Source organism: Rhodococcus sp. NPDC003382 (genome assembly GCF_053589135.1).
In genome coordinates this window covers 88,269-114,505 of record NZ_JBSFRH010000017.1, presented here as the reverse complement: position 1 = coordinate 114,505, position 26,237 = coordinate 88,269, and the positions used below count along the sequence as shown (strand labels likewise).

General features: G+C 68.1%; 31 protein-coding genes. 13 read left to right on the top strand and 18 right to left on the bottom strand.

Annotated features, from left to right (window positions below):
* Positions 1-63: 63 nt before the first annotated feature.
* Positions 64-606, bottom strand: a complete 543-nt coding sequence (locus ACWDUD_RS14110) for a Dps family protein (RefSeq protein WP_197255143.1) — start codon at positions 604-606, stop codon at positions 64-66.
* A 275-nt stretch (positions 607-881) separates the two neighbouring features.
* Between ACWDUD_RS14110 and ACWDUD_RS14105 the strand changes: the two genes are divergently transcribed.
* Positions 882-2,300 carry an alpha,alpha-trehalose-phosphate synthase (UDP-forming) gene (locus tag ACWDUD_RS14105; RefSeq protein WP_450109695.1) on the top strand — a complete coding sequence of 473 codons (1,419 nt, stop codon included), beginning with the start codon at positions 882-884 and terminating at the stop codon, positions 2,298-2,300.
* An 18-nt stretch (positions 2,301-2,318) separates the two neighbouring features.
* On the opposite strand, the gene ACWDUD_RS14100 is transcribed toward ACWDUD_RS14105, so the two are convergent.
* The 4 genes from ACWDUD_RS14100 to ACWDUD_RS14085 form a co-directional block, all read right to left on the bottom strand.
* Entirely contained in the window at positions 2,319-2,519 is a 201-nt protein-coding gene (locus ACWDUD_RS14100; protein WP_197255141.1) for a hypothetical protein, read from the bottom strand.
* 83 nt (positions 2,520-2,602) lie between these two features.
* Entirely contained in the window at positions 2,603-2,839 is a 237-nt protein-coding gene (gene mbp1, locus ACWDUD_RS14095) for a microaggregate-binding protein 1 (protein ID WP_197255139.1), read from the bottom strand.
* Positions 2,840-2,921: 82 nt separating this feature from the next.
* Entirely contained in the window at positions 2,922-3,176 is a 255-nt protein-coding gene (locus ACWDUD_RS14090) for a DUF6480 family protein (protein ID WP_197255137.1), read from the bottom strand.
* Between the two features lie 45 nt (positions 3,177-3,221).
* The gene (locus ACWDUD_RS14085) at positions 3,222-3,644 is read right to left on the bottom strand and encodes a DUF6292 family protein (protein ID WP_450109691.1); all 423 of its coding nucleotides are present in this window, start codon (positions 3,642-3,644) and stop codon (positions 3,222-3,224) included.
* Between the two features lie 170 nt (positions 3,645-3,814).
* On the opposite strand from ACWDUD_RS14085, the gene ACWDUD_RS14080 reads away from it, so the two are divergent.
* The 3 genes from ACWDUD_RS14080 to ACWDUD_RS14070 all read left to right on the top strand — a co-directional run bounded on the left by ACWDUD_RS14080 (position 3,815) and on the right by ACWDUD_RS14070 (position 6,666).
* Positions 3,815-4,057 carry a hypothetical protein gene (locus ACWDUD_RS14080; protein ID WP_197255133.1) on the top strand — a complete coding sequence of 81 codons (243 nt, stop codon included), beginning with the start codon at positions 3,815-3,817 and terminating at the stop codon, positions 4,055-4,057.
* Positions 4,058-4,066: 9 nt separating this feature from the next.
* The gene (locus ACWDUD_RS14075; RefSeq protein ID WP_197255132.1) at positions 4,067-4,432 is read left to right on the top strand and encodes a hypothetical protein; all 366 of its coding nucleotides are present in this window, start codon (positions 4,067-4,069) and stop codon (positions 4,430-4,432) included.
* Positions 4,433-4,527: 95 nt separating this feature from the next.
* The gene (locus ACWDUD_RS14070; RefSeq protein ID WP_450109690.1) at positions 4,528-6,666 is read left to right on the top strand and encodes a catalase; all 2,139 of its coding nucleotides are present in this window, start codon (positions 4,528-4,530) and stop codon (positions 6,664-6,666) included.
* Between the two features lie 59 nt (positions 6,667-6,725).
* On the opposite strand, the gene ACWDUD_RS14065 is transcribed toward ACWDUD_RS14070, so the two are convergent.
* From ACWDUD_RS14065 to ACWDUD_RS14040, 6 genes are all read right to left on the bottom strand, one after another.
* On the bottom strand, positions 6,726-7,736 hold the full coding sequence (locus ACWDUD_RS14065; RefSeq protein WP_450109689.1) for a Ppx/GppA phosphatase family protein: 1,011 nt from the start codon (positions 7,734-7,736) through the stop codon (positions 6,726-6,728).
* A gap of 52 nt (positions 7,737-7,788) precedes the next feature.
* Positions 7,789-9,267 carry an aminotransferase class I/II-fold pyridoxal phosphate-dependent enzyme gene (locus ACWDUD_RS14060; protein ID WP_450109688.1) on the bottom strand — a complete coding sequence of 493 codons (1,479 nt, stop codon included), beginning with the start codon at positions 9,265-9,267 and terminating at the stop codon, positions 7,789-7,791.
* A gap of 180 nt (positions 9,268-9,447) precedes the next feature.
* On the bottom strand, positions 9,448-9,765 hold the full coding sequence (locus ACWDUD_RS14055) for a PRC-barrel domain-containing protein (protein WP_248673155.1): 318 nt from the start codon (positions 9,763-9,765) through the stop codon (positions 9,448-9,450).
* Entirely contained in the window at positions 9,752-10,156 is a 405-nt protein-coding gene (locus ACWDUD_RS14050; protein ID WP_450109687.1) for a hypothetical protein, read from the bottom strand. Before ACWDUD_RS14050 ends, ACWDUD_RS14055 begins: the two co-directional genes overlap by 14 nt.
* On the bottom strand, positions 10,153-11,382 hold the full coding sequence (locus tag ACWDUD_RS14045) for an NRAMP family divalent metal transporter (RefSeq protein WP_450109686.1): 1,230 nt from the start codon (positions 11,380-11,382) through the stop codon (positions 10,153-10,155). The genes ACWDUD_RS14050 and ACWDUD_RS14045 overlap by 4 nt, the downstream gene beginning before the upstream one ends.
* Positions 11,379-11,786, bottom strand: a complete 408-nt coding sequence (locus tag ACWDUD_RS14040; RefSeq protein ID WP_248673153.1) for a hypothetical protein — start codon at positions 11,784-11,786, stop codon at positions 11,379-11,381. Before ACWDUD_RS14040 ends, ACWDUD_RS14045 begins: the two co-directional genes overlap by 4 nt.
* Positions 11,787-12,012: 226 nt before the next feature.
* Between ACWDUD_RS14040 and ACWDUD_RS14035 the strand changes: the two genes are divergently transcribed.
* Positions 12,013-12,708 carry a PAS and ANTAR domain-containing protein gene (locus tag ACWDUD_RS14035; protein WP_450109685.1) on the top strand — a complete coding sequence of 232 codons (696 nt, stop codon included), beginning with the start codon at positions 12,013-12,015 and terminating at the stop codon, positions 12,706-12,708.
* A 96-nt stretch (positions 12,709-12,804) separates the two neighbouring features.
* On the opposite strand, the gene ACWDUD_RS14030 is transcribed toward ACWDUD_RS14035, so the two are convergent.
* A complete protein-coding gene (locus ACWDUD_RS14030) occupies positions 12,805-13,380 on the bottom strand; it encodes a hemerythrin domain-containing protein (RefSeq protein ID WP_248673152.1) in 576 nt (191 codons plus the stop codon).
* A 206-nt stretch (positions 13,381-13,586) separates the two neighbouring features.
* Between ACWDUD_RS14030 and ACWDUD_RS14025 the strand changes: the two genes are divergently transcribed.
* The 4 genes from ACWDUD_RS14025 to ACWDUD_RS14010 are packed head-to-tail and all read left to right on the top strand — an operon-like array spanning position 13,587 to position 17,600.
* Positions 13,587-14,663 (top strand): glycosyltransferase family 1 protein, encoded by a 1,077-nt coding sequence (locus tag ACWDUD_RS14025; protein WP_450109684.1) that lies wholly within the window; start codon positions 13,587-13,589, stop codon positions 14,661-14,663.
* The gene (locus ACWDUD_RS14020) at positions 14,660-15,763 is read left to right on the top strand and encodes a glycosyltransferase family 4 protein (protein WP_450109683.1); all 1,104 of its coding nucleotides are present in this window, start codon (positions 14,660-14,662) and stop codon (positions 15,761-15,763) included. Before ACWDUD_RS14025 ends, ACWDUD_RS14020 begins: the two co-directional genes overlap by 4 nt.
* Positions 15,763-16,764 carry a glycosyltransferase gene (locus ACWDUD_RS14015; protein WP_450109682.1) on the top strand — a complete coding sequence of 334 codons (1,002 nt, stop codon included), beginning with the start codon at positions 15,763-15,765 and terminating at the stop codon, positions 16,762-16,764. The genes ACWDUD_RS14020 and ACWDUD_RS14015 overlap by 1 nt, the downstream gene beginning before the upstream one ends.
* Positions 16,761-17,600 carry a glycosyltransferase family 2 protein gene (locus tag ACWDUD_RS14010; protein WP_450109681.1) on the top strand — a complete coding sequence of 280 codons (840 nt, stop codon included), beginning with the start codon at positions 16,761-16,763 and terminating at the stop codon, positions 17,598-17,600. The genes ACWDUD_RS14015 and ACWDUD_RS14010 overlap by 4 nt, the downstream gene beginning before the upstream one ends.
* Positions 17,601-17,628: 28 nt before the next feature.
* On the opposite strand, the gene ACWDUD_RS14005 is transcribed toward ACWDUD_RS14010, so the two are convergent.
* Positions 17,629-18,141: a hypothetical protein gene (locus ACWDUD_RS14005; protein ID WP_450109694.1), complete on the bottom strand. Its 513-nt coding sequence runs from the start codon at positions 18,139-18,141 to the stop codon at positions 17,629-17,631.
* 81 nt (positions 18,142-18,222) lie between these two features.
* Entirely contained in the window at positions 18,223-19,101 is an 879-nt protein-coding gene (locus tag ACWDUD_RS14000; protein WP_197255117.1) for an alpha/beta fold hydrolase, read from the bottom strand.
* Between the two features lie 79 nt (positions 19,102-19,180).
* Here ACWDUD_RS14000 and ACWDUD_RS13995 point away from each other — a divergent pair, with 79 nt between their 5' ends.
* Together ACWDUD_RS13995 and ACWDUD_RS13990 are read left to right on the top strand one after the other, a co-directional pair.
* Positions 19,181-19,660, top strand: a complete 480-nt coding sequence (locus tag ACWDUD_RS13995; protein WP_450109680.1) for a MarR family winged helix-turn-helix transcriptional regulator — start codon at positions 19,181-19,183, stop codon at positions 19,658-19,660.
* A gap of 20 nt (positions 19,661-19,680) precedes the next feature.
* Positions 19,681-20,049, top strand: coding sequence for a DUF2834 domain-containing protein (locus ACWDUD_RS13990; RefSeq protein WP_450109679.1), 369 nt, complete (start codon positions 19,681-19,683; stop codon positions 20,047-20,049).
* An 11-nt stretch (positions 20,050-20,060) separates the two neighbouring features.
* Here the strand turns inward: ACWDUD_RS13990 and ACWDUD_RS13985 are convergent, their stop codons facing one another.
* Both ACWDUD_RS13985 and ACWDUD_RS13980 read right to left on the bottom strand, forming a co-directional pair.
* On the bottom strand, positions 20,061-20,423 hold the full coding sequence (locus ACWDUD_RS13985; protein ID WP_450109678.1) for an STAS domain-containing protein: 363 nt from the start codon (positions 20,421-20,423) through the stop codon (positions 20,061-20,063).
* Between the two features lie 210 nt (positions 20,424-20,633).
* Entirely contained in the window at positions 20,634-21,356 is a 723-nt protein-coding gene (locus ACWDUD_RS13980) for a GAF and ANTAR domain-containing protein (RefSeq protein WP_450109677.1), read from the bottom strand.
* 127 nt (positions 21,357-21,483) lie between these two features.
* Here ACWDUD_RS13980 and ACWDUD_RS13975 point away from each other — a divergent pair, with 127 nt between their 5' ends.
* Together ACWDUD_RS13975 and ACWDUD_RS13970 are read left to right on the top strand one after the other, a co-directional pair.
* Positions 21,484-21,912 (top strand): ATP-binding protein, encoded by a 429-nt coding sequence (locus ACWDUD_RS13975; RefSeq protein ID WP_450109676.1) that lies wholly within the window; start codon positions 21,484-21,486, stop codon positions 21,910-21,912.
* Positions 21,909-22,694, top strand: a complete 786-nt coding sequence (locus ACWDUD_RS13970) for a SigB/SigF/SigG family RNA polymerase sigma factor (protein WP_450109675.1) — start codon at positions 21,909-21,911, stop codon at positions 22,692-22,694. Before ACWDUD_RS13975 ends, ACWDUD_RS13970 begins: the two co-directional genes overlap by 4 nt.
* A gap of 7 nt (positions 22,695-22,701) precedes the next feature.
* Here the strand turns inward: ACWDUD_RS13970 and ACWDUD_RS13965 are convergent, their stop codons facing one another.
* Together ACWDUD_RS13965 and metE are read right to left on the bottom strand one after the other, a co-directional pair.
* Complete coding sequence (locus ACWDUD_RS13965) at positions 22,702-23,742, bottom strand: NAD(P)-dependent alcohol dehydrogenase (RefSeq protein WP_450109674.1); 1,041 nt, start codon at positions 23,740-23,742, stop codon at positions 22,702-22,704.
* Positions 23,743-23,824: 82 nt separating this feature from the next.
* On the bottom strand, positions 23,825-26,134 hold the full coding sequence (gene metE / locus ACWDUD_RS13960; protein WP_450109673.1) for a 5-methyltetrahydropteroyltriglutamate--homocysteine S-methyltransferase: 2,310 nt from the start codon (positions 26,132-26,134) through the stop codon (positions 23,825-23,827).
* Positions 26,135-26,237: the final 103 nt, after the last annotated feature.

Below are 26,237 nucleotides of genomic sequence, written 5' to 3'. Positions count from 1 at the left end.
ACACGGATATCCGTGTGCGGCCGACCTTTCGACGAAATCTGTGGTGCCGACGGAAGTGACGCGCTAGGAGCGGGCCTTGTCGGCAGCCTTCTGCTCGGTGGTGGCACCGCTGCTGACGAGCGCTCCGGCCGCGTTCTCGAGATGCGCGCGCACGAACCACTGGAACTTCTCGAGCTGACCGGTCTGCCCGATCAGCAGGTCCTCGGTGATGGGATCGAGTTCTCCCACTTCGGATATCGCCTTGCGGTTGTCCGCGATCAATCCGTCGTACACCAGATCGAGGGCGGCGAGGTGCGCCTGCGCGCTGTCCCGCCCCACCGAATAGTCGTCCCAGGTACGATTCTTCACGATCGCTCCGGGCGTGCCCTGCGGCGACGCACCCAGCGCCGCAATACGTTCGGCGGCATCGTCGGCGTAGCCGCGCACGAGCTCGACCTGCGGGTCGATCATCTCGTGTACCCCGATGAAATTCGGGCCCACCACGTTCCAGTGAATGTGCTTGAGAGTCAGGTGCAGATCGTTGTAGGCGCTCAGCCGTTCCTGGAGGATCTCCGCCACGCGTCCGCCGTCCTTCTCGCTCAGACCCGGAACTGTGAACTTACCCATGCGTTCTCCTCTCTCCAGCGATGTCCCTCCGGCGTGCGGAATCGGCATCGCGGTACCGGTCGATGTACGACATCTACCCGGCCGGTTCCAATGCTAAACACAGACAGCGGTTCCGGGGATCCGAAACGGTGACCTGATACACTCTCGCCACCGGAGCGGAAGTACGGACCGCAGTTCCGTTGAAGACTTTCGGGGACGAATCCCGAAAGCCCAGGCACCGCTACGTTTCCGCGGACCGCCGCCGCTGCCGAAATTGTGCGAAATAGGGGCTGAAAATCGTGACGAATACGACCTCCTCGGATTTCCTGGTAGTGGCCAATCGGCTGCCCGTCGACCTCGAACCCGATCCGGACGGAGGTCCGGGAACCTGGCATCGCAGCCCCGGAGGCCTCGTCACCGCGCTCGAACCGATCCTGCGGCAGACCAACGGCGCGTGGGTGGGCTGGCCGGGAACCCCCGGTGTCGACCTCGAGCCCTTCGTCGAGGACGGGTTGACCCTGCATCCGGTTCGGCTCACCGAGACCGAGGTCGCCGAATACTACGAAGGTTTCTCCAACACGTCCCTGTGGCCGCTCTACCACGACGCCGTGGTCACGCCCACCTTCGACCGCAGCTGGTGGAAGACGTACGTGCAGGTCAACGAGCGGTTCGCCCGAGCGGCCGCGCAGGCGGCGGCGCCCGGGGCCACGGTCTGGGTGCACGACTACCAGCTCCAGCTCGTACCGCGCATGCTCAGGGAGATGCGCCCCGACCTGACGATCGGTTTCTTTCTGCACATCCCGTTCCCGCCCCCGGAACTGTTCCTCCAGCTACCGTGGCGCAGGGAGATCATCGAGGGTCTGCTCGGAGCCGATCTCGTCGGCTTCCATCTCCCCGGCGGTGCCGACAACTTCCGCTTCCTGACCCGGCGGCTGCTCTCCGCGCCCGCTCCCCGCCCCGGCTCGGCCGGCGCGGTCGAAGTCGGCGACCGCCTCGTGCGGGTCGGGGCGTATCCCATCTCGATCGACTCCGCCCACATCGACGAGCAGTCACGCTCCGCATCGACCCAATTGCGGGCCAAGCAGATTCGTGTCGAACTCGGCGACCCCGACACGGTCCTGCTCGGCGTCGACAGACTCGACTACACGAAGGGCATCGACATCCGGCTCGAAGCGCTCCGCGAACTCCTCGAGGAGGGCACCCTCGATCCGGAGAAGATCGTCATGGTCCAGCTCGCCACGCCGAGCCGTGAACGGCTCACCGCCTATGCGCAGCTCCGCGACGACGTGGAACGACAGGTCGGGAACATCAACGGCAAGTTCGGCCGGCTGGGCCGGCCCGTCGTGCACTACCTGCACCGGCCCGTCGATCGCGACGAGCTGATCGCGATGTACGCCTGTGCCGACACCATGCTCGTCACGCCCCTGCGCGACGGCATGAATCTCGTCGCGAAGGAGTACGTCGCCTGCCACGGCGACGGCAGCGGTGCCCTCGTGCTCAGCGAGTTCGCCGGGGCAGCGTGGGAGCTGCGACGCGCCCATCTGGTGAACCCGCACGACCTGGACGCGGTCAAGCGCGCGATCGTCGCTGCCGTGACGGAGGAACCCGCCGTCAAGGCACGACGGATGCGCTCGATGCACACCCAGGTGATGAAGCACGATGTCGACCGGTGGGCGCGCACTTTCCTCGACGATCTGCGCGCCGCCCGTTCCTGACCATCCGGTCCCGGTCGGTCACGTGCTGGGTTCGGGCAGGCGGCAGTCCTCGATCCTCGGATTGACACCGAAATAGTTCAGCGGGCCCGCGAGCACCGTCACGACCACCGTCGCGACACCCGCGCAATTCTGCTCGGTTCCGCTGAAGTAGCCACGCTGCCCGGCCGCGATCGCACCCACGACCAGCCAGATCAGCACCACGAGCGTGACGATCCGCACGTTGGCGACACCTCCTGTGACGACGGGGGCGGCCGGGTCCCGCAGGACTCCGGCCGCCCCCGGACGACATCTTGCTGTGAGCGTTACTGCTGGGCGCGCTGCCTGGCCTCGTCCGCTTCGGCTTTCGCCCTGGCCTTCTCCGCCTCCGCTTCCTTGCGGGCGACCTCGCGCTGATCCTCCGCCTTGTCCTGCTGGGCGCGGCCCTCGCGGGTCAGATCGTCCTGGCCGGTGACGGCACCGACGGCCTCCTTGGCCTTACCCTTGACGTCCTCGACGACGCCCTTGACGGCCTCGCTGGGGCCGCTCTTCTCGTCTGCCATGCGAATCCTCCTGTCGGAACTCTTCACTGACGCACAGGGGCTACCCCGCCGTGGCCGGTCTCAACCCGCCCGGAAATCTTGTTCACATCATCGCGGCGATCAGACCGACGATGACGGCGACGAACACCAGCACGATGACGATCACCGCGCCGAGCGTCATCCACCCGGTCACGGGGAAACGCTTCCTCGTCTCCGGTTCCGGAGCGGACAGCCCGGAGGTACCGGCGGATTCGGGTGGCGTGGTGCCGGGCGGCACTCCTCCGCCGGGCTCGAGGCCGGGCGTGGTGCCGGGATCTGGATCGGTGTTGCCGTGTGGTTCGGGATCGGGAACTGTCATCGGACCCACCTTCCGGACGGAACGTGTAGTCCTCGTCGCATACCCTCACTCGACGGCTGCGACACCTCCCGCGACGCCGCCGTAGTCCGTGACCGCCCGCAGCGCGTCCTCTCGGGTTCCGCGGGCCGGGGTCGTGCGCAGGGCCCCTCCGTCGTGCCGAAGACGATCCATGAAGGCCCGCACCGCCAACGGCGGGGGAACCCGCGTCGACCCTAGGTAGCCGGCGAGGATCATGTCCTCACCGGATCCGGTCTCGACGGCGAGCGCCCACCCTTCGTCCGGGGTCCAGACGAGAGCCACTTCACGGCCGGGATACAGCTCGAGCTCCGGAATGCCCACGTACGCCTCCCAGGCGCCGTCGTCGCGGGCTGCCCATTTCCCTTCCGGAATGCCCAGTTCCTGGGCGACCTGCTCGATGTACCGGGTGAACCCTCGGACCATCACCTCGTCACCTGACGGCCGTTCCATCACGCTCTCCTCACATCCGCAGGACCGGCACGGGTCCGGCGGGACGGGAATACCCACGTCGGACGAATCCGACACGCTGTGTGTTCCCAGTATCCTCCCCGCCCGTCTCGTTTGGTCGAGTACTCGCACGGGCACTCGTCCGGTAGGTCCGAGGGAAGGGAGACAGCACCATGCCCACATGCGATACCTGCGGAAACGACTACGACAAGACGTTCACCGTGACCCGCGCCGACGTCACCGGCACCTACGACAGCTTCGAGTGCGCGGTCCAGGGGATGGCCCCGGTGTGCGCGCACTGCAGCTGCCGCATTCTCGGCCACGGCGTCGAGGTGGACAGCACCATCTATTGCTGTGCGCACTGCGCGCGTGCCGCCGGCAGGCCCGAAGTCACCGACCGCGCCGAACACCACTGAGGAGGTGCCATGAGCCAGGACGTCGAGAAGCGGTGGCGCGATCCCGCGACCTTCCGATCCGCGATGTGGTACGCGGCGATCGTCGTCGCTGTCGCGCTGCTCGTGCTGGCGGTCGGGGTGGTGTGGGGACTGGCCGTCTCCGGAGACCGCTGCGCCGAGGAGTCGTTCGCGGTGTGCACCGCGCCGGCGAAGCAGATCCTCGCGTTCGGCCCGCCCGTGGTCCTGCTGATCGGCGGGCTCGGCGCGCTGTACCGCGCATTCCGCACATGGCAGCGACACGGGACGTGGCCGATCTGGCAGGGCGTCGGGTGGGGTCTGCTGGTGGGGATGATCGTCTTCCTGATGTTTTCTTTCGGCGTCCTCGTGAGCGATTGAGAAACGCCGGGTTTGCCGGTCTCGCCCGGGGGTAGTCACGGTACGAAACCGTTGCACCTCGGACGGACCACCGCATTCCCGGATCGGAGGACAGGATGACGAAGACCGGACCCGACGGCGCCGCGGGCACGCCCGAACAGCGCGATCCAAAGGACAGGCAGCTCGACGGCTTCCGCGTGGACCGCAACTCCGGTTACCTCACCACTCAGCAGGGCGTACGGGTCGACCACGACGACGACTCCCTCACGGCCGGCACCCGAGGACCGACACTCCTCGAGGACTTCCACGCACGGGAGAAGCTCACCCACTTCGACCACGAACGCATCCCGGAGCGGGTCGTGCACGCGCGGGGCGCCGGCGCGTACGGCTTCTTCGAGCCCTACGACGATTCGCTCGCCGAGGTCACCACCGCCCGGTTCCTCACCACACCCGGGGTGCGTACCCCGGTGTTCGTGCGGTTCTCGACCGTGGCGGGGTCACGCGGTTCCGCGGACACGGTCCGTGACGTCCGCGGTTTCGCGACGAAGTTCTACACCGAACAGGGCAACTACGATCTGGTCGGCAACAACTTTCCGGTCTTCTTCATCCAGGACGGCATCAAGTTCCCGGATTTCGTGCACGCGGTGAAACCGGAGCCGCACAACGAAATTCCGCAAGCGCAGTCCGCGCACGACACGTTCTGGGATTTCGTGTCACTGCAGCCGGAGACGCTGCACGCGGTGATGTGGCTGATGTCGGACCGCGCGCTGCCGCGCAGCTACCGGATGATGCAGGGCTTCGGAGTCCACACCTTCCGGTTCGTCAATGCCACGGGCACCGGAACATTCGTCAAATTCCATTGGACACCGAAACTCGGCACGCACTCACTGGTGTGGGACGAGTGCCAGAAGATCGCCGGTAAGGACCCGGATTTCAACCGCCGCGATCTGTGGGAGGCGATCGAGGCCGGGCAGTATCCCGAGTGGGAACTCGGTGTGCAGTTGGTTCCCGAGTCGGACGAATTCGCTTTCGAATTCGACCTTCTCGACGCCACGAAGCTCATTCCGGAGGAGCAGGTGCCGGTGCGGCCCGTGGGGCGGATGGTACTGAACCGGAATCCGGACAACTTCTTCGCCGAGACCGAGCAGGTCGCGTTCCACACCGCGAACCTGGTGCCCGGCATCGATTTCACCAACGATCCGCTGCTGCAGGCCCGCAACTTCTCGTATCTCGACACCCAACTGCTCCGGCTGGGCGGACCGAACTTCTCGCATCTGCCGGTCAACCGGCCCGTCACCGAGGTGCGCACCCACCAGCACGACGGATACAGCCAACCGACCATCCAGCGGGGAAAGGCGTCCTACCACAAGAACTCGCTCGGCAGCGGGTGTCCGGCACTGGCCGACGAGGAGGTCTTCACGCACTACGCGAAGCACGTGGACGGGCACGTGGTGCGGGCCCGCAGCGACAGTTTCACCGACCACTACAGCCAGCCACGTCTGTTCTGGCACAGCATGTCCGAGGTCGAAGCCGATCACATCGTCGCGGCCTTCGGCTTCGAGCTGGGGAAGGTCACCGACGTCGACATCCGCGAACGCGTCGTCGCCGAGCTCGACCTGGTCGATCACGGCCTGGCATCACGGGTCGCAGGTGAACTCGGCCTCGACGCCCCACCCGAGTCGTCGCTCGTCGCCATCGTGCCGCCCTCCCCCGCGCTCTCCCAGCTGAACACTGCGATGGACAGCATCGTCGGCCGGCGCGTCGCGGTACTCGCGGCCGACGGTGTCGACGTCACCGGCGTCGAGCGACTCGTCGAGGCGCTCACCGAACGGGGCGCGATCGTCGAGGTGCTCGCGCCCAAGGGCGGTGGCGTGCTCACCGGCGGTTCCGGCGGCGACATCGCCGTCGACCGCGCGATCAACACCATGGCGTCGGTGCTGTACGACGCGGTGGTGGTCCCGTGCGGGCCCGACGCGATCGCGACCCTCCGGAAGGACGGCTACACGCTGCACTTCCTGGCCGAGGCGTACAAGCACGCCAAGCCGATCGCCGCGTTCGGGGCGGGTCTGGACCTGCTGCCCGCCGCCGGGCTGCACTGCCCGGTCGCCGAGGGCCCCGACGTCCTCACCCATGCGGGTGTGGTGACCTCCACGGTCGCCGAGGCGTCGCTGCCGGGAGAGTTCTTCGACGTCTTCGCCGACGTCATGGCGCGGCACCGGGCATGGGACCGCGAGGTGGACTCCGTGCCGGCATGACACTCGCCGGATCCGGCACGCCGAGGGCGGGAGCCCATCGCGCGCCGGATCCGGATGTGTCAGATCTGCTTGGGCAGCGTGGTCACCGTCGCGCCCTCCTCCGTGCGCTCCGGCAACGGCTGCAGCGGCAGCGCGTCGCGGTCGTCGGCGAGGGACGACAAGTGCCGCAACACGATCCCCTCCCGCAGCGCCCACGGACTGATCTCGAGGCTGTCCAGGCCCAGTGCCGTCATCGCACAGTCGGCCACGATCGCGCCGGCGAGCACCTGCCGGGCGCGGGACTCCGACACACCGGGCAAGCGGCTGCGGTGCTGTGCGGGCATGCCCGCAAGCTTGTCGATCACCCGGCGCAGCTGGTCGAGCTGCAGTGTGCGGGCAACGAAGGGTCCCTTGCGCTGGGCCGGGGAACCGGTCAGCCGAGCCAGCTGCTTGAACGTCTTCGACGCCCCGACGGTGACGTGCGGATCGCCCTCCCACTTCAGTCGGTCCGATGCGTCGCCGAGGGTGTCCCGCACGTCTCGGCGCAGCCTCTTGAGTTCCTTCGCGGTGGGTGGGTCGCTCTCGAGATAGCGGCGTGTCAACCGGTTCGCACCGAGCGGCAGCGACAGCGCGATGTCCGGCTCGGTGTTGCGCCCGAGGGCCAGTTCCGTCGAGCCGCCGCCGATGTCGAGGACCAGCAGCCGGCCCGCGGACCAGCCGTACCACGCGTGCACCGCGAGGTAGGTCAGCCGCGCCTCCTGATCGCCCGAGAGGTATTCGGGGCGGATGCCGGACGCCTGCACGATCCGGTCGAGCACCGCGTCCCGGTTCTCGGCGTCACGGATCGCCGCGGTCACGAACGGGAACAGCCGATCCACTCCGTACCGGTACGCCGCGTCGACCGCCGTCGCCACCGCGTTGGCCGCGCGGTCCGCGCCTGCGACGCTGAGGGATCCGTCCGGCTGCACCTCGTCGGCGAGCCGGGTCGGCACCCGGATCGCGTGCACGGGCAGCGGGGGCGCACCGACCTCTGCCTCGACGATCTGCAGCTGGGCCGAGTTGGAACCGATGTCGAGTAGACCGAGCCTCACCCCCGGGGGGTACCCGGCCGCGGGGACGACGACACATGATCGGCGCTTCGTTCTACTGCGCGACCACCCGGAAGGTGTCGAGTTTCGGGTCGGTGGCGTCGGGGACGGCCATCCCGGCGGCGAGCCCGCTGCGCAGATAGTCGACGACCGCGTCGTCGATCAGCTCGCCGGGCACGACCACCGGAATGCCCGGTGGATAGGGCGTCAGTTGCTCGGCCGCGATGCGTCCGGGCGCCTGTGCGGCGGGCACGTCCTCGACCTTCTCCGCGAAGAACGCGTCCCGGGGCGACATCCGGGATTCGAGTTGCAGTTCGTCCGGTGACGGCAGGCGGATCGGCGGGGGCGGGTCGAAACCGTCCGCCGCGGCCGCGCAGGCTTCGAACGCCCGGATCAGCCGGTCGGCGGTCTCCGGGCCGTCCGCCATCGACATCGTCGCCATGATGCGGCGGTGGTCGGACAGCCCCATGTCGACCCGGCAGTGTTCCCGGATCCAGTCCGCGAACTGATAACCGGAGGCACCGGTCTCGCTGACGTCGACGAGGATCTGCAGTCGGTCCAGATCGTGCGAGGCTTCGTGGCCGAGCAGTTCGTCCTCGAGGACCTGCAGCCCGGGAATCTGCGAAAGACGTTCGCGCAGTTGCCTGCTCAGCTCGAGCGCGTCGCCCAGCAGCCTCTCGCCACGCTCGACCATCTGCCGGCGCCACGCGTCGATTCCGCTGTAGACGAGCACGTTCGGGCTCGTCGTCATCAGTAGGTCGGCGCACGTCGACAGGTGGGCGAAGTCGATGAGATCTCCCTGGGTGTGGAAGACCGAGCCCTGCTCGAATCCGGCACCCATCTTGTGGACGCTGACCACGCACACGTCGGCGTCGGCGTTCATCGCCCAGGTGGGCAGATCGTCGTGGAACGGCAGGTGCGCGCCCCACGCCTCGTCGACGATGAGCGGCTTGCCCCGTTCGTGGCAGACCTCGGCGATGCCCTCGATGTCCGCGCACGTCCCGTACGGGCTGGGTGAGACGATCAGGGCTCCCGCCGCGTCCGGATGCTTTTCCCAGCCTTCCCGGATCTGCTCCGGTGACGGTGGATGCGACATGTGCCGCTCGGCGTCCCACTGCGGGGTGACCCACCGCGGCTGGATGCCTCCGAAGATCAGCCCGGCGACGACGGATTTGTGGGAGTCGCGACTGAGCAACAGCCCGCCCGAACTGTGCCCGGCCACCGCCATCATCGCCGCTTTCACCGACAGCGAGCTTCCGCACGTGGAGAAGAACGCGTGCTCGGCGCCGACGGCTTCGGCCATCAGGTCCTCGGCGTCGGAGAGGTAGTGGTTGCGCGCGAGCCGGTCGTCGAGTCCGCCGGTCGCCAGCACATCGAATCGATAGGCGTCACCGAGCACGTCGAGTGCGCGCGGGTCGGCGCCGCGGCCCTGGCGATGTCCCGGCGGGCTGAATCCGTAGCGGTCCTGCCGGTGGTAGTCCGCGAGCGCGTCGAGCAGCGGCGCCCTCCCCTGATCCTTCCGATCTCCGCTCATGCCGCAGCGGGTACCCGTTCGGGACCGGTTCGATTCGGCACCACGGGGTACCCCTGCGCCATGGAACTGATTGCAATCCTCATTCTGATCGGCGTCGTCGTCTTCGTGATCGCCAAGAGATCGGGCCCGCGCCAGCAAGGATGAACCCCTCGTCAGCCAGCCGATCGACTCCGCCCGGAGTCACGGCAGGGCGGGCGCGAACTTGCGGTAACCGTCGCGCACGTCGACCCATCCGTCTCCGACACGGCGCACATCGGCCCACCGGACCAGGAACGTACCGCGGTGCCGCCACCGCAGATAGCGGGCGATCAGCGCCGGGGCGTCGACCGAACTCCGTTCGTATCCGAGGAACGAGCCCGCGGATCTCGGGCTGACCAGCAGCGCCGCCAGGGTGGGGCCCTCATTCCCCGCAAGAGCGAACCGGACGTCGACGACCGTGCCGAGACCGTTGCCGTCGCTGTCGCGGACTCGGGCCCCGACGATCTCACTCAACCGCACGACGACCTCCCGGGATCCGTCCGACGACGTGGTCGCGGACCCATCGTTCGATCCACAGGTGGTCGAGGTCGTCACCGTGCACTGTCAGGTGCACCGCCACGTCGATGCGGTCCACGTCGGCCCAGTCGATGCGGTCCAGCCGCGAGTCCGGCGGTGTGCCGCCGAAGATGCGCGTCGGCAGCGCGTTGCCGCTCAGGATCGCCTGCACCTGCGGCGGCGCCGCCCCGGCTGGGATCTCCCGGCCCGTTTCGATGCCGTCGAGCTCGAGATCGTCGACGGTGGTGACCGGGCGGCCGTCGACGTCGACGAGCAGCCGGTCCAGCAGGTGCAACCGCGCGTCGAGGACACGACCCTCGATCGGCAGCCGAGGCAGAGCGTCCGATTCGGTCACGATCCGGCTCCCGTCATGATCAGCAGGGGTACGGCAGCGGCCGAGGCGGCGACGATCACGGGCACGTAGGCCAGCGCAAAAGCGTTGACGACCCGGCCGTTGACGTGCTCACTCATGTATTCGGGGTCGTTGGCGACGATGAGGATCGGAATGTAGGTCAGCGGCAGCGCCACCGCCGAGAACACCACCGAAACCTCGGTCACCAGAACGGGATCGACGCCGGTCGCGAGGATCGCGAGTCCCACGAGCAGCGACACGATCATCACCAGGTGGAAACGGGCGGCGTCCGCGGGAGCCCGGAACTTGCCCCACCGCCAGCCGAAGAACTGCGCGAGCGTGTAGCCGCTGGACAGCGTCGTCTCGAGGGCAGCACCGAAAGTCGCGGCGACGATCCCGACGATCGCGAACGCCAGCGCCAGGCGACCGCCGGCCTCCGCCACCGGCAGGACGATCTGGGAGAGGGATTCGACGCCGATGTTCTGCGGGAGCAGCACCACCGCGGCGCAGGCGGCCACACACACCGAGAGGACCCCGCCGAGCGGGAAACCGACAAGCACGTTGAGCCGGGCCTTGCCCAGGTCCTCGACGGTCCACTTCTCCTCGAGCGCACCCGACGAGAAGAAGAACACCTCGTACGGCGTCATCGCCGCACCGAACAATGCGACCGCATAGAACCAGTACACCGCGGTCGACTCGGCTTCGGGGACGGCCGGGGCGAGGATCTGCTGTCCGAGTTCACCCCAGTCGGGCCCCAGCAGGAACAGCGCCACCCCGAACACGATCAGGCACAGTCCGGCCAGTCCGGTGACGTTCTCCATGACGGTGAAACGGACCCGCCAGATCACCAGCCACACCGCGAACGCCGCGACCGGCATCCACATCAGCGGCCCGACGCCGGACGCGAGTTGCAGCGCCAGCGCGACGCCACCGACCTCGGCGGTCAGTGTCATGAGGTTGATCAGGAAGGACGCTGCGAGGTCCGCCAGCGCCGCGCGGGGGCCGAGACGCTCGCGGATGATCTCGAACGTCGCGCGCCCGCTGACCGCGGCGACCCGTCCGGCCATGTTCGCGTACAGGCAGATGCCCCCGACCCCCAGCACGATGACCCAGACCAGGCTCAGCCCGAAACGGGATCCGACGACCGCGTTGGTGACCAGGTCCCCGATGTCGAGGAAACCGCCGATGGCGGTGAGAACGCCGAGTGCGACGGCGAACAGTTTCGTCACCGCGCGCCCTCCCCGAACGCCGACAGCGTGTCGGTGAGCCGGCGGAGTTCCTGGTCGAGGGACGCTGCGTCCGCGGACCCCGGCACGCCGGCGACGTGCCCGCGGGCCCGGCCGAGCACCGCTACCGCGTCGTCGAGGTAGCCGAGCAGCACGTCCCGGTGCGCCGCCTCCTCCGGCGACGCCGTCTCGGCGGTGGCCGTAGCGCTGTAGGAGGTGAGGACCGTCTCCAGAGCGTCGTCGAGCACCACGTCCGCGTGGTTACCGGTGGTGCGGTGCGCAGTGACCAGCGACAGTCCCAGCTGGGCGGACGCGGTCGCCGATGCCGCATCCTCCGCCGCCCGCGACAGATCCCCCTCCGTTCCCCCGGGCAGACCCGAGCAGCCGCACGACAAGGACACCGCCACGATTCCTGCGACCACGCCTCGCCGCCAACGCACCGAAACCTCCCGAGCTGCACCGCCGCATACGGTGCGGACAGGAGTACCCCGCGAACGGAATTTCAACCCGCGCGGTCGGTTTCCTGCACACCCGTCACAGAAGGCGACCGTCTCCCCACGGCCGGTGACCCTCGGCGGTTCGGGAATCGGGACCGAGTGGTCGAGGTAACATCCTTCGCGGCATAATCGCGGAATGACCGATTCGACCACGGATAGCCGCGCAGGACGGGAGCTGCGCGCCGACAGGCCCCAGCGTGTCGGCAGCTTCCGGTACATCGTCGCAACCGACGAATGGGAGTGGTCGGATGCGGTTGCCCGGATGCACGGATACGAGCCCGGCACGGTGCATCCGACAACGGAATTGGTTCTGTCCCACAAGCATCCGGACGATCTGCAGCAGATCACCGAGGTGCTGAACACTCAGCGCACGACCGGCAGGCCGTTCAGCAGCCGGCACCGGATCGTGGACGTCGCCGGGAACGTCAAGCAGGTCGTCGTGGTCGGTGACCAGCTGCTCGACGACACGGGCGCGGTCATCGGCACGTCCGGGTTCTACGTCGACCTCACCGAGAGCTACGCGGACGAGATCCGTGAGACCGTCGACGAAGCGATGTCCACTTTCGCCGAGTCACGCGCGATCATCGAGCAGGCCAAGGGTGTGCTGATGGTCGTGTACGGAATCTCCGCCGAGCACGCCTTCGAGATCCTCACGTGGCGGTCTCAGGAGACGAACACCAAGCTCCGGGCGCTGGCCCAGCGCATCGTCGACGTCGTCACCGGCGGATCCGGACCGAAGATTTCCGATTCCTCGCGAAACGAGTTCGACCACTTCCTGATGACCGTGCACCGGACGATCTCCCGCGAGGATCGCCCCGCGAGCCGCCCCTGAGCGACCTGCACCCCGGGCCGGCTCGCGGGTATCACCCGAACTGTCCGATTCGGCACAGTCCTCCCGAATCGGCACAATCCCCGATCGATCACGTCCTCATCGTTCGGTTCCGCGCTTGGTCACCGCGTCACGCATACGGTCGAGCAGGCCGGTGACCGGGCCGAGGATCTTGTCGCCCGGCGGTTCGTCCGGGGCGGACGGGTGCGGCCGCGTCGGCGCCAGCTTCTTCGTCGACTCCACCTTCTTCCCGAGGTCGATCAGTTCCTCCTGGGTGAAGACGCTCCGCATGTGCGGGAAGATCTCGCTCTCCTCCTCGGCGACGTGTTCGCGGACCTCCTGCATCAGCAGTGCGAGCTGGGCTTCGAACTCCGGCTCGTCCGGCTTCAACCCCTCCAGCCGCTTCATCGTTCTCTCGGCCTCCGCGTGCTCTTCCTTGGCATGCTCGGCCTCGCTTTCGCTGACCTTCTTCTTCACGGCCGGATAGACGTCGGCCTCCTCGGCGACCGAATGCCGCACCAGCTCGATGGTCACCTGGTCGGTGAGATCCTTGCGCCGCTGCCGCGCCTCGTCGGTTCCGATGCCGTGGAGTGCCTCGAGTTCGGCGAACATCCGTTCCACTTCGCGGTGATCGTGGGTGAGGACCTCGATCACGTCGCGCTCGCTCGTTGTCATCGCTACCTTCCCTTCGATTGCTCCAGTGGCGGGTAACCCGGTCCGGGTTCCCGGAAACCGTTCGGCCGCCTGCCGATTTCCGGACCGCGGGTTCGATTTCCGAACCTCTCGGGTGTGGCAGTCGACTTTCTGGGTATCCCTCGGTCGTCCCGGCCGGCCACCGTCGATACGGCCGTCACCCGATCTCGTGGGAAGTGAGCGAACTCGTGCGATCCGTTCGTGTTGCGTCGGTACCCGCCTCGCATGTCTACGTTCGGCACCTGGCGGATCCGGACGGCGACGGGGTGACGCGGATGCCGGATCCGGTGCCGGCGGACGGCCGCACGGTTCCCGGCGGCTGGTGGCCTCCGCTGATGCTCGAGCCCGGCTGGGTCACCGAGCACCACCACGAATTCGACGTCTTCCACGTGCATTTCGGATTCGACGCGATCGAGCCTGCCCAACTCGAGGACATCGTCGCCGAGCTCGACGACCATCGAATCCCGTTGGTGTACACGGTGCACGATCTTCGTAATCCGCACCACGACACTCCGGGTGCACACGAGAAACAACTCGACGTCCTGATCCGCGGCGCCACCGAACTGATCACCCTCACCCCCGGCGCGGCGGCACGCATCCACGAGGTGTGGGGACGCTCCGCCACGGTCGTCCCGCATCCGCACGTCGTGGAGAAGGAGTGGTTCGACCGCCCGCGCCCGGCCGAGGACCGGTTCGTGGTCGGTGTGCACGCGAAGAGCCTGCGCGCGAACATGGACGTGCTGCCCATCGTCGAAACACTGTCCGAGACAATCGGTTCGCTGCCCGGAGCGATCCTGCGCATCGACCTCCACGACGAGATCTTCGATCCGGGCAATCATTGGTACGCACCCGACACCGGAGCCGCACTGACGACCTTCGCGGACCGCCCCGGCGTCGAGGTGCTGGTCCACCCCTACTTCTCCGACGACGAGTTGTGGCGCTACCTCTCGTCGCTGACCGTCTCGGTCCTGCCCTACCGCTTCGGCACGCACTCGGGGTGGCTGGAGGCCTGCCACGACCTGGGAACCGCCGTCGCCGCGCCGAGCTGCGGCTTCTACGGGCAGCAACAACCGTGCGCGGTCTTCGAATTCGACGAGCACCGGTTCGATCCCGATTCGCTCGACCGCGGCATCCGCGATCTGTACCACCGCCCTCGGCCTCTTCCTCGGCCCGCATGGGAGAGCCGGCTCGCCCAGCGCCGGAACATCGCGCGCACCCACCGGGATCTCTACGAGCGGGCACTGCGTGAACGGGGACGGTCGTGAGCACCGGGTCGCTGCGGATCGCGCTGATCGCGTCCAACAGGTACCCCATCCGCGAGCCGTTCGCCGGTGGACTCGAGGCGCACATCTGGCACCTGGCCCACGCGCTCACCGATGCCGGGCACCGCGTCACGCTGTTCGCAGCGGAAGGATCGGATCCCGGTCTGCACGCCACGTTTCTCGACGTCCACGAGTTCGCCCCGAGCGCGGCCGCACGCACCGACGAATCGATGGTGCCGGAAACGTTTCTCGCGGACCACCACGCGTATCTGTCGTTGATGCTGCAGCTGGCCGGACCGCTCGCCGGGCGCTTCGACGTGATCCACAACCACAGCCTCCACTACCTGCCGGTGGCAATGGCGCACACGCTCGACGTCCCGGTGGTGTGCACGCTCCACACGCCCCCGACGCCGTGGATCGAATCCGCGCTGGCCACGCCCGGCGGGTGTCCCGCCACCTTCGTCGCGGTGAGCCGTCACACCGCCGCGGCGTGGCGTCATGCGCTCGGGACACCCGCGACCGTGATCCACAACGGGGTGAACCTGCAGGCCTGGCCGCCCGGCCCCGGCGGAACCGACCTGATGTGGTTCGGTCGCCTCGTTCCGGAGAAGGGTGCGCACCTGGCGATCGACGCGGCCCGGCGCTCCGGCCGAAGACTCCGGATCGCCGGACCGATCTGCGCCCCTTCCTATTTCGACGAGCACATCGCCCCGCACCTCGGTGACGACGTGATCCATCTCGGGCATCTCGATCGTGCCGATCTCGCCGCGGAGGTGGGTCGCGCCGCCGCCGTCCTGGTGACACCCTGCTGGGACGAGCCCTATGGTCTGGTCGTCGCCGAGGCGCTGGCCTGCGGAACCCCGGTGGTGGCGTTCGCGCGCGGTGCGATCCCCGAACTCCTCACACCCGACTGCGGGGTTCTCGTCCCTGACGGGGACACCGCCGCGATGGCCGAGGCCGTGCCCGTCGCAGCGACTCTCCCGCGCGAGGCGGCACGGGCGCGGGCGCAGTCGTACTGCTCCGAGCAGGTCATGGTCGCCACCTACCTCGACCTCTACCGGGACCTGCTCCGAACAGCATGTCCCCGAGTGGGTGTCACCTGATGATCGGCTACTACATCCACCATCACGGCCACGGGCACCGCTCCCGCGCCGCGGCGATCTGCGCCCACCTCGGCATCCCGGTCACCGCTCTGTGCTCCGAGCCGGTTTCCGATCCGGACGGCGTCTTCACCGAGACGGTGGTCCTCCCCCGCGACGACGCCGCGCCGACCGCGCAGGACCCGACCGCGTTCGGGACCCTGCACTGGGTTCCCCGTCTCGATCCCGGCCTGCGACGCCGTCAGGCTGCATTCGCCGCGTGGATCGAACGGGCGCGGCCCACCGCGATCGTCGTGGACGTGTCCGTCGAGATCGCGCTGACGGCACGACTGTTCGGCATTCCCGTGGTGACGGTCGCCATGCCCGGAAACCGCACGGACGCAGCGCATCAGCTGGCCTACCGATTGTCCGATCGCATCATCGCGGCCTGGCCGCGCGCGATGTACGAACCGGAATGGCTGCAGCCGTTCGCCGACCGGACCAGCTTTGTGGGAGGCATCAGCCGCTTCGACGGACGGTCCTCGTCGCGGTTCCGTCCCGACGAGGACACGGTGCTGGTTCTCGGCGGCAGCGGAGGATCCTCCCTCACTGCCGCGGACCTCGAGGCCTACTCCGAGTGCGATCCGCGCTTCGCGTGGGAGGGTCTCGGAATCGCCGGCCGGGAGTGGGTCGACGACCCGTGGCCGGCGCTGTGCCGCGCACACGTCGTCGTCGGCCACGCCGGTCAGAACACGGTCGCCGACATCGCCGCGGCACGCCGGCCCGCCGTGCTCGTCGCCGAGCCACGGCCCTTCGACGAACAACGCGCCACCGTCACCGCCCTCGATCACGCCGGCCTCGCCGTGGCCCTGACCGGCTGGCCGGAGGCGCAGGCGTGGCCCGGGTTGCTCGATCGTGCCCGCCGGTCCGATCCGGGTCGCTGGGATCTGTGGGGCACGGAGGGTGCTGCCGCGCGGGCCGCGGCAGCGATCGAGAAGGTCGCCGGCGAATCGAGCTGCGCGTGAAGACCTGCGTGGTGACCATTGCAGCACATCGGCACCGGCACCTGAGCTTGCAGTTGCGCGGGTTGTACCGCGGCGACCGACGTCCCGACCGGCACGTCGTCGTCGCGATGGGCGACCCCGGCGTGGCATCGACCGTCGCTCGTACCGGCAGCGACGCCTGCATCGTGTTCATGCCTCACGCCGAAGGCCCGCTCCCCCTCGCCGCGGCCCGCAATCTCGGGGCGGACCGTGCGCTCGATCTCGGCGCAGAGGTGCTCGTGTTCCTCGACGTGGACTGCATTCCCGCGCCCGGGATGCTGCGTCGCTACGAGGATGTCGCAGGCGACGAGCGCTATCGGGATGCGCTGCTGTGCGGGCCGGTCACATACCTCCCACCGCCGCCGGAGAACGGCTACGACCTGGACCGGCTGCCGGAAATGGTCGATCCCCATTCCGCCCGGCCTGTCCCGGCCGACGATGCCGTTCTTCCGTCACGAGACCATCACCTGTTCTGGTCGCTGTCGTTCGCGACGACCGCCACCACCTGGCGGCGGCTCGGCGGTTTCTGCACCGACTACACCGGTTACGGTGGCGAGGACACCGACTTCGGTTGCACGGCAGCACGATCCGATGTGGAACTTGCGTGGGTCGGGGGTGCTCACGCGTTCCACCAATATCACCCGGTGTCCGACCCGCCCGTCGAGCACGTTCACGACATCGTCACCAACGCAACAATTTTCCAACGAAGGTGGGGATGGTGGCCGATGCGGGGGTGGCTCGACGGTTTCGCCGAACTGGGTCTGGTCCGCTACGACACCCGCCGCGACCGTTGGATCTGCACGGCCGCGGCTCGGTGACGGGGTCGGTGTCCCTCCCCGGGCGCCTCTACACGGAGTGCCGGCCCTCCCGGCTCGCGTCACCCTCGTCCGTTCGGACCTGGTCCGTTCGCACCTCGTCCGTCCGCACCCGGTCCGTTCGCAGATCCCGCCTCGGCTCCGTATCGTCCGCCGAAGCCCGGGACTCGGCGGGCGCCGAGGGCGCGGCGGCGTCGGGATCGAGCCGGTCGGCGCGTTCACGCTGCTCGTCCAGCTCGCTGCGAACCGATTCCGCCTCCTCCCGCTGTACTTTCGCGCGGCTTGCGAGGCGGGCCGCCTCGGCCTGCTTCTCGGAAGCCTCCGCGGCTGCCCGGCGGGCCTTGGCAGCGGTCTCGTCGGCGATGGCCGCGCGCTGTTCCGCGACCGGGGCACGTTCGGCGACCTGTGCCCGCAGATGCGCAGCCTCGGTGCGACGATGTTGCGTCCGGCGTCTGGTCAGCAACCAGGCGAGCAGCAGCACCACGACGACGATCACGATTGCCAGTACGATCCAGCCCAGCGCGTCCATGTCGAAACCTCCGATCGGATCGGGTTTTCCCGGGCATACCCACCGGTCCGTCCCGGAAAACCCCGAGCCTGTCGGAATGCGCCGCCGGCGGGCCGGTCAGCGACCCCCGAACCCCTCGAGGAGCGCGGCGTTCACGGCGTCGGCGGGATGCACGGGAAGCGTGTGGTGCGTGGCGTCGTCGAGCACGATCGTCCGCGCATCGGGAAGGAGCCGCCGGACCGCTTCGTCGACGCGGCGGCTGTCGTGAACCTTGCTGCGCCGAGCGAGGATCACCGTGGTGTCGACGCCGAAGTCGCGGAATGCCTTCCCGGACGGCCTTTTCGGGACGATCGTCTTCGATGCCGGGAATGTCGCACCGAGCGCGAGAAGGTCCAGCCATCCCTCGTCCAGCGGGCGACCTCCGGTTTCCCACGCGACGAAGGTTCGTTCGCGCTGTTCGGTGGGGCGCAGCAGAAGCGGCAACGCGCGCAGCAGATACCCGGGCCGCATCCCCGAGAAGCACGAATTCGGGTCGAGCAGAACGAGTTTGTCGACGCGTTCGGGTCTGCGCAGGGCAGCGGCGAGCGCGATCATCGCACCGTACGAGTGCCCCGCGATTCCGAAGGTGTCCAGGCCGAGCCCGTCCACGACCCCGAAGAACCAGTCGAGCAGATCGTCGACGGTCCGTGGCGGGTGTGGGCCCGGGACACTACGTCCGGCATCCCCGAGGATGTCGACGGCATGGACGCGGTGCCGTGCGCCGAGAGCCGCGACGTTGGCGAACCACGCCGTCGAGGTCGCACCCCCGCCGGGTAGCAGCACGACCGGAGGCGCGTCCGGCGGCCCGTACGCGTTGATCCGGGTGCTGCCGTGTCCGGATTCGAGATCGATCGAGGTGGTGCCGTCGGGCCAGCGGGCCAGCACGGCGTCGTAGGCGCGATGGAAGGCGGTACCTGCCGGGGTGTTCGTGAATTCTTCGATCGTCGGTTGGGACATTGCAACCTCCGCCATGGAATTATCTCGACGATCGAGATAGTAGACTGTCGAGGTAACCGCGTCGAGCGAAGGAACAGCAGTGACGGACACGGAGAACGGCCGGGCCCTGGCGATGGTGCACGGTCTACGGGAACTCGTGGTGCAGCTGAACCTGTTCGGCTCCGAGTTCGCCCGGACCCACGGACTTCACGCCACCGACGTGCGCGCCCTGATCGCTCTGCTCGACGCTGCCCGCGCCGGCACCGTCGCGACGCCGGGATGGCTGGGGCAGCAACTCGGCCTGAACTCCGCGTCGACCACCGCGCTCGTCGACCGTCTCGAGAAGGACGGCCTGGTGGCGAGGGAACGCGACGGCCAGGACCGCCGACGCGTGAGGTTGCAGGTCACCGAGTCCGCCGAACAACTCGGCTGGAGCTTCTTCGGGCCGCTCATCGGCCGGGCTGTCGGGGTTCTCGACTCGTTCTCCCCCGAGGAACTCGCCACGATCGACGAGTTCCTCTCGAAGATGCGGGCCGTGGTCGAGACTGTCCGCGAGACCGGAGCAGGAACCGAACCCTGACCGCTACCGAAGGAAACGCCGTGCAGCAGAAGCATCTCGCGTTCGTGTTCGCCGCGTGCACAGTCGCGGGTGTCGTGATTCCGTACGCCGCGCTGGTTCCGTTCCTGCTCGAACACGGCCTCGACCTCGGGCGGATCGCCGACGAGATCACCGCGACCCGACTGAGTGCCTTCGCATGGCTCGACGTGCTGGTCTCCGCAGTCGTCCTGCTGCTGGCGGCATTCGGGACCGGTTGGATCAGCACCGGACGCGCACTGTGGGTCACGCTCGCGACGTGCCTGGTGGGTGTGTCGGCGGGACTACCCCTGTTCTTCTGGTTCCTCGTCGGGAACCGTGCATCCGGTCCGGTGGTTCATCCTTGCCGATCGGTGCCCGACCGGCAAGGATGAGCCCCCCTCTTCTATGCCGAGACCCGGAGCGCCCCCATCGCGCTCTCGAGCGAGGTGTGCAGTCGCAGACGGGTCTCACCCGCGGCGAGCAGCAGTCGTTGCACCGGCCGTTTCCCGACGAGCACCCACCGTGCGTCGCATTGGTTTGCCCTCGCTTCGAGAGCCTCGAACACAGCGAGCCCCGCGGACCCGATGAATTCGACTTCGGACAGGTCGAGCACCATTCGCGCGGACGGACGCAGCCGGTCGCTGGCGTAACGACGCAGCGCCGGAGCGTTGAGCAGGTCGATCTCGCCCTGTACGGCGACCCGCACCATGTCACCGCTTATCCGCTCGGTGACGAAACGCGCACCGGCGGATGTTTCATCGGGCACACCCGTGCTGGTAGCCCAACGTGTAGCGGCGCGAAAATTGGGAACAACAGTCATGACACTCCCATCGAAACGATGGGAAGAATCGCAGAAAGTCGGGCGGCCTGCCACGGATGCCCGCTTCCGCGATGCTTCCTGGTCCAGGCTGTGTGCTCAACCTGGACTCAGCCTACGTCAAATCGACGGTAATGCTCAACGGACGACATCGGAATCTCACGATTCGGACGCGTCGGACGTTCGTTTCAATGTCTCTACCACCTGCTTTGCGACCTCGGACAATCGCAGGTTCATCCGCTGCGACGCCTCCCGGAGCAGCGTGAACGCCTGTTCCTCGGGTATCTCGTGGATGGCCATGAGCAGTCCTATCGCCTTTCCGATCTCCCGATTGCTCTCGAGACCGGCACGCAGCGAGACGGCCTGGTCCCGGTGGGCCCTCGCGCTCAGCGCCACCGACGCGAACGCGGCGAGCACCGCGCCCGCGTCGAGAGACTGCTCCGTCAACGCGCCCGGTGTGTCGGAGAAGATGTTGAGGGCCGCGGCGTCCGCACCTTCGACGGTCAACCGGAATCCCGCCGCTCCGCGGACGGGGGTGGATTCGAGGATCCACTTCGTCAGCGCCGGCCAGCGGGTGCGGACTGCCAGGTCGGTATCGAGTTCGGCCGTGTCGTGGTGCAGGACGTCGATGCACGGGCCTTCGCCGAGTTCCCTTTCGGCAGCGTCGATTCGGCGGGCCGTGTCGTCGCCGGCCGCGACCGTACGCATCGACGACCCGCGCCGCACCACGAGACTTGCTCGATCGCAACCGGGAACGAGCATCGGGGCCGCGACGCACAGCGCTGCGCACATCTGCGCGTAGTCCTCTGGGCCGTACACGATCTCCGCGAGCCTCGCGAAGACGGCCCCTGTCTCCTCGCGCTGTGCATCCTCGTTGCTCATACGAATTCACCTTTCGCGGTCACGATTCATACACGACCTTCTTGGGTATTCTCCGCTCGAACGGGAGGTGCCGGATCGTGTCGACCCGGCGACCGACCGAGAATCCGACTGAAAGGGCCCCGAACCCATGGCGACGACCGCTTCGATCGACTCGGACCGCGCGCACACGCATCCCATCGTGGAACTGCGCGTCCGCGCCGATCCGGGACAGCTCCCCGTGTTGCGTGCCGTCGCCGCCGCGATCACCCTGCAGCAGGACTTCGATCTCGACACCGTCGCCGACGTGAAACTCGCCGTCGACGAAGCAGCCACGCGCCTGATCATGAGTGCCGTCGACGGAACCGACGTCACGTGCCGGTTTCAGGCGATCGCGCCGACGCTGCGCATCAGTGTCTCCGCCACGACCCGACCCTCGCCCGCGAGTTCGGCACGCACGTTCGGCTGGCACGTCCTGAACTCGCTCGCCGACTCGGTGGACGTGCGCGTCGACGACACTGCCGACGGCAGCGTCACCACCATCGACCTCTCGATCACCGAGGGGAGTGCCGCTCGGTGAGCGGGAACAAGCGCGACCCCGACGAGTATGCCGACGTCATCGAACTGTTCACCGAGTTCCGGTCGCACGGTGCGGACGCCTCGGCCCGTACGGCGGTGCGGGACAAGATCGTCGAGCGATGCCTGCCGCTCGCCGAACACATCGCGCGCCGGTTCGACGGACGCGGGGAGACGTTCGACGATCTCGTCCAGGTCGCGAGGCTCGGCCTCGTCAACGCAGTGGACCGGTTCGACCCGGACCGCGGCTCGGACTTCGTGTCGTTCGCCGTCCCCACGATCATGGGCGAGGTGCGCCGGCACTTCCGCGATACCGGGTGGGCGGTGCGGGTTCCGCGCCGGATGAAGGAACTCCACATCGCGCTGAACAAGGCGACCGCCGACCTGTCGCAACAGCTCGGCCGTGCCCCCACGGTCCCCGAACTGGCCGCCGAACTGGGCATGGACCGCGAGGAGGTCGCCGAAGGCCTGGTCGCCGGGAACGCCTACCAGACCGTGTCGGTCGACCGCAGCGCGCAGACCGATTCCGGCGGGCACGGCGTCACCCTCGCCGACACTCTCGGCGAATACGATTCCGCACTGTCCGAGGTGGAGAACCACGAGACGCTGCGGCCGCTGCTGGCGGCACTGCCCGAACGCGAACGTACGGTGGTGCTGCTGCGATTCTTCGGGAACATGACGCAGACGCAGATCGCCGAGCGGGTCGGGGTGTCGCAGATGCACGTGTCACGGCTGCTCACCAAGACCCTCGCCCAGCTGCGCGAGCAACTCGGCGACCAGTTCTGAACGGTCCTCAGATCGTTGCCGCGTCGATGACGAAGCGGTAGCGCACGTCGCTCGCGACCACCCGTTCGTAGGCGTCGTTGATCTGCTCGGCGGAGATCAGTTCGATCTCGGCTCCGATTCCGTGCTCGGCGCAGAAGTCGAGCATCTCCTGGGTTTCCGCGATGCCACCCACATTGGATCCGGCCAGCGCGCGGTTGTTGGCACCGAGGCTGAACGCGCGCACCGTCAGGGGGTGTTCCGGCAGGCCGAGTTCGACGAGGGTGCCGTTCAGCCGCAGCAGCGACAGATACTTGTCCATGTCGAGGTTCACCGACACGGTGTTGAGGATCAGGTCGAACCGGTTACGGAGTTCCTTGAACAGATTCGGGTCGCTGGTCGCCCGGTAGTCGACGGCACCGAACCGCAGGCCGTCGTCCTTCTTCGACAGGGAGTGGCCGAGCACCGTGACCTCGGCACCGAGCGCCGCGGCGATCTTCACGCCGACGTGTCCGAGTCCGCCCATCCCGATGATCGCGACACGGGTGCCGGGGCCGGCACCGTAGCGGCGCAGCGGGGAGTACAGGGTGATACCGGCACACAGCAGCGGGGTGGCGGCCGCGGGATCCAGCCCGGCCGGGGCCTTCAGCACGAAGTGCTCGGTGACGACGATGTGGGTCGAGTACCCGCCCTGGGTGACCCGGCCGTCGGCGTCGACGGCGTTGTAGGTGCCGGTGACCCGGTTCTCGCAGTGCTGCTCGGCCCCGGCCTCGCACGCGTCGCATTCGCGGCAGGATGCGACGAAGCAGCCCACGCCAACGCGGTCCCCCACCGCGTGCTTCGTGACGTCGGAGCCGACGGCCTCGACGACGCCGACGATCTCGTGTCCCGGAACCAGCGGGTATCGGGTGCGACCCCACTCGTTGCGGACGGTGTGGATGTCGGAGTGGCAGATCCCGGCGTATTCGATCCGGATGAGCACGTCGAGCGGACCGGGTTCCCGGCGCTCGATGGTGGTCTTGGCGAGAGGTGCGTCTGCGGCGGGGGCAGCGTAGGCGGCAACGATCGTCATACGTCATGCCTACACCCGCGCAGACGACGGTGCGCACCCGCGGGGGCTGTCCGCGGGTGCGCACCGGCCGGGCGGGATGGTTCTACTGCTCCTGCTGGGCTTCGGCCTGCTGGGCTTCGGCCCGGCGCCGCAGCCGGCGCGCCGCCGCGACGAGATTGCGCAGCGACGGTTCGAGCTGCCAGTGGTGGCGGGTCTTGAGCCCGCCGTCCGGGTTCGCCCACAACCGGTCCAGGTCCACCGATTCGGCGGCTTCGGTGAGCAGTTCGTCCAGCTCGTCGATGTCCGGGATCCGCGCCGAACGGCTCTCGTACACGCCGGGGCCGACGCCGTGGGTGAGCGCGTGGTCCTTGATCGCCTCAAGGACCCAGCGGATGGACCGGGTCGCGACGATCGCGGTGACGTCCGCATCGAGCCGTTCGATCGCCTCGACGACCGACTTCTGACCGGAGTACGTCAGGTGTGTGTGGATCTGCGTCTCCGGTTTCGCTCCACCGGTGGCGAGACGGAACGCGTCGACCGCCCAGTCCAGGTACTCGGCGCGGCCGTCCTGACGCAGCGGCAGCAGTTCCCGCATGGCCGGCTCGTCGACCTGGATGATCGCGATACCCGCCCGCTCGAGATCGGCGATCTCGTCGCGGATGGCCAGCGCGAGCTGATCGGCGGTTTCGTGCAGCGGCTGATCCTGGCGCATGTAGGACCGGGCCAGCATCGTCACCGGTCCGGTGAGCATGCCCTTGACCGGCTTGTCGGTCAGCGACTGCGCGAACGTGATCCACTCGACGGTCATCGGCTTCGGCCGCACGATGTCGCCGTAGAGGATCGGCGGACGCGTGCACCGGGAACCGTAGGCCTGCACCCAGCCGAAGTGCGTGGTGGCGAAGCCCTCCAGCATCTCGGCGAAGTACTGGACCATGTCGTTGCGCTCGTGCTCGCCGTGCACGAGCACGTCGAGACCGATGTCCTCCTGCAACCGGATGGTGGACTCGATCTCCTCGCGGATCCGCTTGACGTAGTCGTCGTACGAGATCCGGCCCTGACCGAGGTCGTAACGGATCTTGCGAATCTCGTCGGTCTGCGGGAACGACCCGAGGGTGGTCGCCGGGACCGGCGGCAGGTTCAGCCGCTTCTGTTGCGCGGCGCGACGCTCCTCGTACGGTGCCCGCACCCGGTGTTCGGGCTTGAGCGCGTTGATCCGCGCGCGGACGGTGTGCTTCTGCTTGAAGTGCACCGACGTCGGCGGCACGCGCCACTTCTCCTCGGCTCCGGTGGTCAGTGCCTTGGCGAGCGAGACCACCTCGCCGACCTTCTGCTTCGCGAAGGCGAGGCGGTCGGCGACGTCACCGGGGATGTCGTACTCGACGAGAAGGTCGTAGGGCACGTGCAGCAACGTGCAGGAGGTCGACACGACCAGGTCGGGCGCGACCTTCGCGATCGAGTCGAGGTATTCGAGCACGCGACGACGGTCGGCGCGCCACACGTTGCGGCCGTCGACGACACCGGCGTAGATCCGCTTGCGCTTCAGACCCGGCACGGCGGCCAGTTCCTCGGCGCTGATCCGGCCGTTGATCAGGTCCAGGCCGATGGCCTCGATCTTCGAGGCCGCGAGGATCGGCAGCGCCGCGCCGAGATGACCGTAGGGACCGGTCACGAGGATGCGCGGACGCAGCGGCGCGTGGGACAGCTTCTCGTAGGCCCGCTCGAGCGCCGCGAGTTCCTCGTCGCTGCGGTCCTCGGTGAACGACGGTTCGTCGAGCTGGACGCACGTGGCGCCGGCCTTGGCGAGCTGCTCGAAGAGCTTCTCGTACTCGGGCAGCAGCGCGTCGAGCAGGTCGAGCGTGGAGAACCCCTCCTGCTGCGACGTCGGCGAGATCTTCGACAGCAGCAGCAGCGACACCGGGCCGAGCACGACCGGGCGCAGTTCGATGCCCTTGGCCTTGGCCCGCTCGAACTCGTCGAGCACGGCGGCCGAGTTCAGCTCGAACGTGGTGGTCTCGTCGAGTTCGGGCTGCCGGTAGTGGTAGTTGCTGCCGAACCAGCGGACCAGTTCCAGCGGCGGGAAGTCCTCCCGGCCGCGGCACAGGGTGAAATAGAAGTCGAGCGGGTCGAGCTCGCCGACCAAGGAACGGAACCGCTCGGGGACCGCGCCGAACAACAGGGCGTTGTCCAGGACGTGGTCGTAGTAGGAGAACGTGTTGCCGGGGACCTGTGTCAGACCGGTCGCCGCGAGCTCGCTCCAGGTGTCCTCCTGAATTTCACGGGCAACGGCGACGAGTTCGTCGCGCGTGCCGGTGCCGTGCCAGTAGGACTCGAGAGCACGCTTGAGTTCGCGGCGGGGACCGATACGCGGGTACCCGAGGATGCTGGATCCGTAGCCGGTGGCGTTGGTAGCCATCTCGGAATCGACCTTTCCCTCATGCACCTCGCGCCCGTGCACCGACGAGCAGTGCGCAGGTGGCACTGCTGTCGGGCACGGGCGCCGAAGTACGGTGTGGTGC